Source organism: Acinetobacter sp. UBA1496 (assembly GCF_002324975.1).
Taxonomy (GTDB): domain Bacteria; phylum Pseudomonadota; class Gammaproteobacteria; order Pseudomonadales; family Moraxellaceae; genus Acinetobacter; species Acinetobacter variabilis.
Map to the genome: position 1 here is coordinate 1 of NZ_DCRI01000058.1, position 6,987 is coordinate 6,987.

Consider the following 6,987-nt stretch of genomic DNA (forward strand, 5'->3'; position numbering starts at 1 on the left):
TATAATTAAATCTCTGTATTCTCACTCCATAAAAAATACATGCCATATTGTCCAGTTCGGAATTCTCCACCTGCAGATTTACCTTCATCTGTTAAAAAATGCTTTCCATTTTCATTGAGTGTTAGATAACCTTTGGCAATCAATTTCTCAAAAGTGTCTGCTGTTTTTAAGCCTAGTTTTGCTGCAAGCTTCGCTGTGGTCAGCTTCGTGAACGCTGTATTTTCTTCTGATTTATTCTCTTCAGTTGGGATGGTCTCTGCTTTTACCTCATCTAAAGTAATACGGACTTCATCACTAATTCGAATAATCCGTTGTGCTTCTTCATAAGCTTCTTTAAATACATCATTATCTTCGTACTTGCGGATTAGAATCCCCATTTCATTGTTATTCACTTGGCTAAATTCATAGAGATTCAGGCTTGAAATGATGCACTCTGATTCATTCAAATAGCATTTTGCATGTAGATTTTTACAAAAACTTAGACGCACATAATCCAGCTTTTGCATCCATTTAATTTCATCAGGATGCAGATCACTTTTACCGTAAACAATACGGATATCAATTTTTAGCCGATCTTTGTCTTCCAATAGCTCTTTAATACGATCATTGAGACGCAAATATGGACTAATTAAAATTAAACGCTCTTTGGCATTTTTAATAAGTTCTTCTAGAAAGAAATTTGTTCCGCTTGTGTTTAAAAATTTTGCCATTTATTTCTCATATTCTTATTTAATCATTGTAGAGATATTAGCTTAAATTTTTGAATCAAGAAAATAATTTAACTTACGGATTAGCTCAACAAAAAAATTTGAGATTTTATCTTTCATTCAATTTTAGATCTTCTAACAAACCAAGTTGGCACGATAACTGCTTTATTTTGATGCAAATTTTAAATGCTAAAAAATATTTGGTTTCAATTTGGAACAAATACAGGATTTATCAGCATCAGTAGGGTAGTTATGAAAATTTATACGCAACGTTTGGAAAACATTGCACCAGAAAGTGATTTTGAGTCTCTTGAACTCACATTCGATACACGACAAAAGAGCCGTTTTCGTGCAACTTTAAAAAATGGTGTCGATATTGGTGCAGATTTACCACGTACTGGAATCTTGCGTAGTGGTTCTTTTATAGCAACTGCACAGGGTGACATTCTTCGGGTCGATGCGAAACCTGAAAAATTGATGCAGGTGACTACAAACAATAGCTTTGACTTATTAAAAGCAGCCTATCACCTAGGGAACCGTCATGTTCCTCTCATGTTAACACCTACTGCATTGTACTTTGAACCGGATCATGTACTGGCTGAAATGGTGCAGGGTTTAGGCCTTGAAGTTCAGGAAGTCATGCACCCATTTGAACCAGAAAGCGGTGCTTATGCACAGCATCAGCATGACCACCGTTTAAGCCCAATCAAGGCTTTACATCATGTCCATCACTAATGCATCTCAGCTACTCAGCTTGCTGACTCTATCTTCAACGGCATTGCCGATTGGAGCGTACTGTTATTCGCAAGGGGTGGAAAGTGCGATTGAAAAAGGCATGGTACATGATGAAGCCTCTTGTGTGAGCTACTTCCAGGAAGTATTGGAAATGCTGCTGGTGCGTTTTGAGCTTCCAGTACTCAAGCGTCTGGTAGAGACTTTTGATGATGCAGAACAGTTTCAGTATTGGGCAGAACTGTATCGAGCCAGCCGAGAATCCAAAGAATTACTGGCTGAATCTCAGCAGTTGGCATTTTCCTTGAATGCATGGATTAGAGATGTTTTAAAACAGTCCCCGAGCGTAAAAAAGCAATTAGGGTTTGTGCCGGTGTATGCACATTTATGTGGTGAACTGGGTTTAGATCTTGCAGATGTATTAACTGCTTATAGCTTTACAGTTTTGGAAAATCAGGTGCTGGCAGCAGTAAAAACCATCCCACTCGGGCAAATGAGTGGGCAGCGGATTATTTGGCAATTACATCAGGAAATTCCTGAAGCTGTACAGGCAGCACTAGCTTTGGACGATCATGAAATCAGCAGCGCATTACCGCAATATGCCATGTTGAGTATGTCGCACGAAACCCAGTATTCACGCTTATTCCGGTCTTAGTTTTCAGATTAGAACAGCAGTAAAAAATTTGAAAAGCATCATTAAAACTGATGCCCAGAAAATGTAATAAAGGAAATCAACATGTCAGAACGTAGTCCATTACGCGTTGGAATTGGTGGTCCGGTTGGATCAGGTAAAACTGCTTTAACCCTGAATTTATGTCTTGCACTGCGTGAAAAATACAATATGGCAGTGGTGACCAATGACATCTACACCAAAGAAGACTCGAACTTTTTAACCCGGCATGAAGCGATGTCGCCTGACCGCATTGTCGGTGTAGAAACAGGCGGCTGCCCACATACTGCGATTCGTGAAGATGCGTCCATTAACTTGGCTGCGATTGATGATTTGTGTGAAAAGTTTGATGGGCTGGAGCTGATCATTATTGAAAGTGGTGGCGATAACCTTGCGGCAACCTTTAGCCCGGAATTATCTGATCTCACTTTATACGTGATCGATGTTGCCGGTGGCGAGAAAATTCCACGTAAAGGCGGTCCCGGTATTACCAAGTCGGATCTGCTGATTATCAATAAAACGGATTTGGCGCCAATGGTCGGTGCCAGCCTCGAGGTGATGGATCAGGATGCGAAGCGGATGCGTGGCGATAAACCATTTTTATTTTCTAATATGAAAACACAAGATGGCTTGAACGAGATTATCAGCTTTATTGAAAAACAAGGTTTATTTAAGTCTTAAGGGGAAATTCATCATGCGTCTATTCAAACAGTTACTGGTCGCAGGTATTGCTGCTTTACCTATGTTGGCAATGGCTCACGCGGGACATGACCATCACAGTGGATTCTGGTCTGGCTTTGTCCATCCTTTTACCGGTTTAGATCACCTGATGATGGCGATTGCCTTTGGTGTATTGATGTGGACTGCAAATCAACGCTGGAAAATTTCGGGTCTCATCGGTCTGGCAGTAGCGATGGTTGCAGGCTTTGTGCTCGGTAGCAAGGGTCTGCTTTCAACTTCACTGGCTGAGTCAGGCATCATCGCTTCACTGGTCATTTTAGCTGTTGCGCTGTGGACTAAATCGAATAAGGTTTTGCCTGTCGCTGCAATCTTATTGGCCAGCTTCCACGGCGTGGCGCATGGAAGTGAATTGGGACAAGGCGGACATGTATCCCTATTAATTATTGGCATGGTTTTAGCAATGGCTTTGATTTATGGCGCAGGCTTGGCTCTGGGTGCATTCGTAAAAAAATATGTGCCTTATGGCAAGCAGATCGTTGGTGGTCTAGCTGCAGTTGTTGCTGTCATTGGCCTAGCTTAATGCCTGGAAAATCATTTTCAGATGAAATTGAGTTGATTTGTTGATGCATGAACTGGCAGAAAAAAGCACACAGCAGAACTTATGGTATGCACGTCTGGAAATGGGATTTCAGGCGCAGCAACAGACTACGCGAACCATTTTGCAGCACCGCAAGCATCATGGTCCGGTACGCATCCAGAAAATGTTATGGCCTGAATCTAACGGAATCTGTCATGCCATTATCGTGCATCCGCCAGCAGGGATTGCCGGTGGGGATCATCTCACTTTTGATATGCAGGTGGATGCCAATGCCCATGCTTTGGTCACAACACCGGGTGCGGGTAAATGGTACAGAACCAATGGCAAGCAGGCTTTTCAGCACATTCATATCCGTTTAAATGACAATGCCAATTTTGAATGGCTACCTCAAGAAACTATGCTATTTGATGGGGCTAATGCCAGTTCCGAAACAATCGTCCACTTAGATACAGCAGCCAGTTTTATTGGTTGGGATATGCTGGTGATCGGCCGTCAGGCACGAGATGAGCAGTTTGTACAGGGGGCTTATCAAAACCGTTTTCAACTTTGGCGCAAAGACAAATTGCTGGTCGTAGATACTTTGAATTTTAAAGGTAATGACCGTTGGCTCAGTTCGTGTCTAGGTATGAATGGACATGCGGTGATGGGCAGCTTCTGGGCTGTACCGCCTGAAAAATACCGTGCGAGTTTTTATCTGGAACAACATCTCGATTTAATTCGTGAGCTCATTATGCGGATGGACGTACCGGTTACCTTGACCTTGCTTGGCGATGTAATCAGCGCCCGTTTTCTGGGAGATGATGTTCGTCAATGCCATGATGGCTTTGCCGCGATTCGCGCCCGTTTAAGACGATATTGGTTCGATCTGGATGAAGCATTTCCGAGAATTTGGCGGACGTAATCCTTTAATTCCCTCTCATTATAGGAGAGGGTTAGGGAGAGGTGATTAAACATTTATTAAAACCCTCCCTCTAACTCCCTCCCAAAGGGAGAGAGAACACCAAATATCGAATCTTGCACATATTTTGCTTAGAAATACATATATATCAATGAGGAACCAGTTATGGAACTCAACCCTACAGAAAAAGATAAACTGCTGATTTTTACTGCGGGTCTGGTGGCAGAGCGTCGTAAAGCCCGAGGTTTAAAGTTGAACTATCCGGAAGCCATTGCCTATATTTCTGCGGCATTGCTTGAAGGTGCGCGTGATGGCATGACGGTCAGTGAATTAATGCATTACGGTACGACCTTATTGACACGTGATGATGTCATGGAAGGCATTCCGGAAATGATTGCAGAAGTGCAGGTCGAGGCAACTTTTCCAGATGGATCAAAGCTAGTCACTGTCCATCAACCGATCGTATAGGAGCAGCATATGATTCCAGGGGAAATTTTTACACCTGAGAGCGATATTGAAATGAATGTCGGTCGGGAAATCTTGAAAGTGACTGTTGCTAATATTGGTGATCGACCGATTCAGGTAGGATCACACTTTCACTTTGCTGAAGCGAATGATGCCTTGCAGTTTGACCGTGAATTGGCCAAAGGCTTTCGCTTAAATATTGCTGCTGGTACGGCGATTCGTTTTGAGCCAGGACAAAAACGCGATGTGGAATTGGTTGCATTAGCAGGTAAACGTGAAGTTTATGGCTTCGCCGGGCGGATCATGGGCAAGCTCGATTCATAAAAATTGCAGCAGAATTATAAAGGTTTATAAATCATGAAAATGTCACGTCGTGCTTATGCCGAAATGTTTGGACCAACTGTAGGAGATCGTGTTCGTCTAGCTGATACTGAATTATTCATTGAAGTCGAACAGGATTTCACCACTTATGGTGAAGAAGTTAAATTTGGGGGCGGCAAGGTCATTCGTGATGGTATGGGTCAATCACAACTTTTGTCATCCGAAGTAGCTGACACTGTCATTACAAATGCACTGATTGTTGACTGGTGGGGTATTGTAAAGGCCGATGTGGGCTTAAAAAATGGCCGAATCTGGAAAATCGGTAAAGCCGGTAACCCGGATATCCAGCCAAATATTACCATTCCATTGGGTGCTGCAACTGAAGTCATTGCTGGTGAAGGACAAATATTAACAGCTGGCGGAATTGATACCCATATTCACTGGATCTGCCCGCAGCAAGTTGAAACGGCACTGATGTCTGGCACAACCACAATGGTCGGTGGCGGTACGGGTCCGGCAGCTGGAACTTCTGCGACAACCGTGACTCCAGGGCCTTGGCATATTGCCACCATGTTGCAAGTGATTGATGATTTACCGATGAATATTGGTTTATTAGGTAAAGGCAATTTAAGCCAGCCAGAGCCAATTGCAGAACAAATTAAAGCTGGTGTAGTTGGATTAAAACTGCATGAAGATTGGGGCTCGACACCAGCAGCGATTGATAACTGTCTGACTGTGGCCGATCAGTACGATGTGCAGGTTGCTATTCATACTGACACACTAAACGAAAGTGGCTTTCTGGAAGAAACTTTGGCAGCTTTTAAAAACCGAACCATTCATACCTATCATACTGAAGGTGCAGGTGGCGGACATGCTCCTGATATTCTAAAAGCCATTGGTCAACCGAATGTATTACCATCTTCAACCAATCCAACCCGTCCATATACGGTAAATACCATTGATGAACATCTGGACATGTTGATGGTTTGTCATCATCTAGATCCAGCGATTGCAGAAGATGTGGCCTTTGCAGAAAGCCGTATTCGTCGCGAAACCATTGCTGCAGAAGATATATTGCAGGACATGGGCGCAATTGCCATGATGTCTTCTGACTCTCAGGCGATGGGCCGTGTCGGTGAAGTAATTTTACGGACTTGGCAAACGGCGCACAAAATGAAAGTGCAACGTGGGCCTTTGGAAGGTGATACTGCCTATAAAGACAATAACCGGGTTAAACGTTATATCGCCAAATATACGATTAATCCTGCAATTACTCACGGTTTAAGCCATGAAATTGGCTCTGTTGAAGAAGGTAAGTTAGCTGATTTGGTATTGTGGAAGCCTGCATTTTTTGGAGTAAAACCATCTATGATTATTAAAGGCGGGATGATTGCAGCAGCGCCAATGGGTGATATTAATGCTTCTATTCCAACGCCACAGCCTGTGCATTATCGTCCGATGTTTGGGGCTTATCCGCGCGGGGTACATAACACCTGTATTACATTCCTCTCACAAGTTGCAATTGATGATGGCGTACATGAAAAATTAGGTCTGAAAAAGTTGATTTCACCATGTAAGGCGACACGCCAGGTCACCAAACAGGACATGAAACATAATAGTTATTGCCCTGTAATGGAGGTGCATCCAGAAACTTATGAAGTTCGTGCCGATGGTGTGCATCTGACCTGTGAGCCAGCAGAAGTGTTGCCGATGGCGCAGCGGTACTTTTTGTTTTAATTGCTTCTAAAATCCCTCTCAAAAGAGGGATTTTTTTCAAAGTATATTTGAGTTATATAATTTAATCTTTAGTGTTAATTTATCAAGACTAAAAAAAATGATTTTATTATGAACTTAGAAAAAATTTTACATGTACTTATGCAAGAAGTCTCAAGACCAGGCGAATTCAAACATGAGG

Annotated in this window: 9 protein-coding genes; 8 read left to right on the forward strand and 1 reads right to left on the reverse strand. The window is 42.7% G+C overall.

The genetic code is table 11. From position 1 onward, the window contains the following. Window positions 1–5: 5 nt before the first annotated feature. Entirely contained in the window at window positions 6–710 is a 705-nt protein-coding gene (locus B3143_RS06870; RefSeq protein WP_004785869.1) for a phospholipase D family protein, read from the reverse strand. 249 nt (window positions 711–959) lie between these two features. On the opposite strand from B3143_RS06870, the gene ureE reads away from it, so the two are divergent. The 8 genes from ureE to ureC all read left to right on the forward strand — a co-directional run bounded on the left by ureE (window position 960) and on the right by ureC (window position 6,809). Further along, complete coding sequence (gene ureE / locus B3143_RS06875) at window positions 960–1,442, forward strand: urease accessory protein UreE (protein ID WP_004785867.1); 483 nt, start codon at window positions 960–962, stop codon at window positions 1,440–1,442. Continuing rightward, window positions 1,429–2,094: an urease accessory protein UreF gene (locus B3143_RS06880; RefSeq protein ID WP_004785865.1), complete on the forward strand. Its 666-nt coding sequence runs from the start codon at window positions 1,429–1,431 to the stop codon at window positions 2,092–2,094. The genes ureE and B3143_RS06880 overlap by 14 nt, the downstream gene beginning before the upstream one ends. A gap of 81 nt (window positions 2,095–2,175) precedes the next feature. After that, complete coding sequence (ureG, locus tag B3143_RS06885) at window positions 2,176–2,790, forward strand: urease accessory protein UreG (protein WP_004785864.1); 615 nt, start codon at window positions 2,176–2,178, stop codon at window positions 2,788–2,790. A gap of 13 nt (window positions 2,791–2,803) precedes the next feature. Further along, on the forward strand, window positions 2,804–3,370 hold the full coding sequence (locus B3143_RS06890; protein WP_004785862.1) for a HupE/UreJ family protein: 567 nt from the start codon (window positions 2,804–2,806) through the stop codon (window positions 3,368–3,370). A 43-nt stretch (window positions 3,371–3,413) separates the two neighbouring features. Beyond that, entirely contained in the window at window positions 3,414–4,289 is an 876-nt protein-coding gene (locus B3143_RS06895; protein WP_286739944.1) for an urease accessory protein UreD, read from the forward strand. Between the two features lie 162 nt (window positions 4,290–4,451). Continuing rightward, entirely contained in the window at window positions 4,452–4,754 is a 303-nt protein-coding gene (gene ureA, locus B3143_RS06900) for an urease subunit gamma (protein ID WP_004785859.1), read from the forward strand. Between the two features lie 9 nt (window positions 4,755–4,763). Continuing rightward, a complete protein-coding gene (locus tag B3143_RS06905; protein ID WP_004785857.1) occupies window positions 4,764–5,075 on the forward strand; it encodes an urease subunit beta in 312 nt (103 codons plus the stop codon). 33 nt (window positions 5,076–5,108) lie between these two features. Next, window positions 5,109–6,809 carry an urease subunit alpha gene (ureC, locus tag B3143_RS06910; protein ID WP_004785855.1) on the forward strand — a complete coding sequence of 567 codons (1,701 nt, stop codon included), beginning with the start codon at window positions 5,109–5,111 and terminating at the stop codon, window positions 6,807–6,809. The last annotated feature ends 178 nt before the right edge of the window (window positions 6,810–6,987 follow it).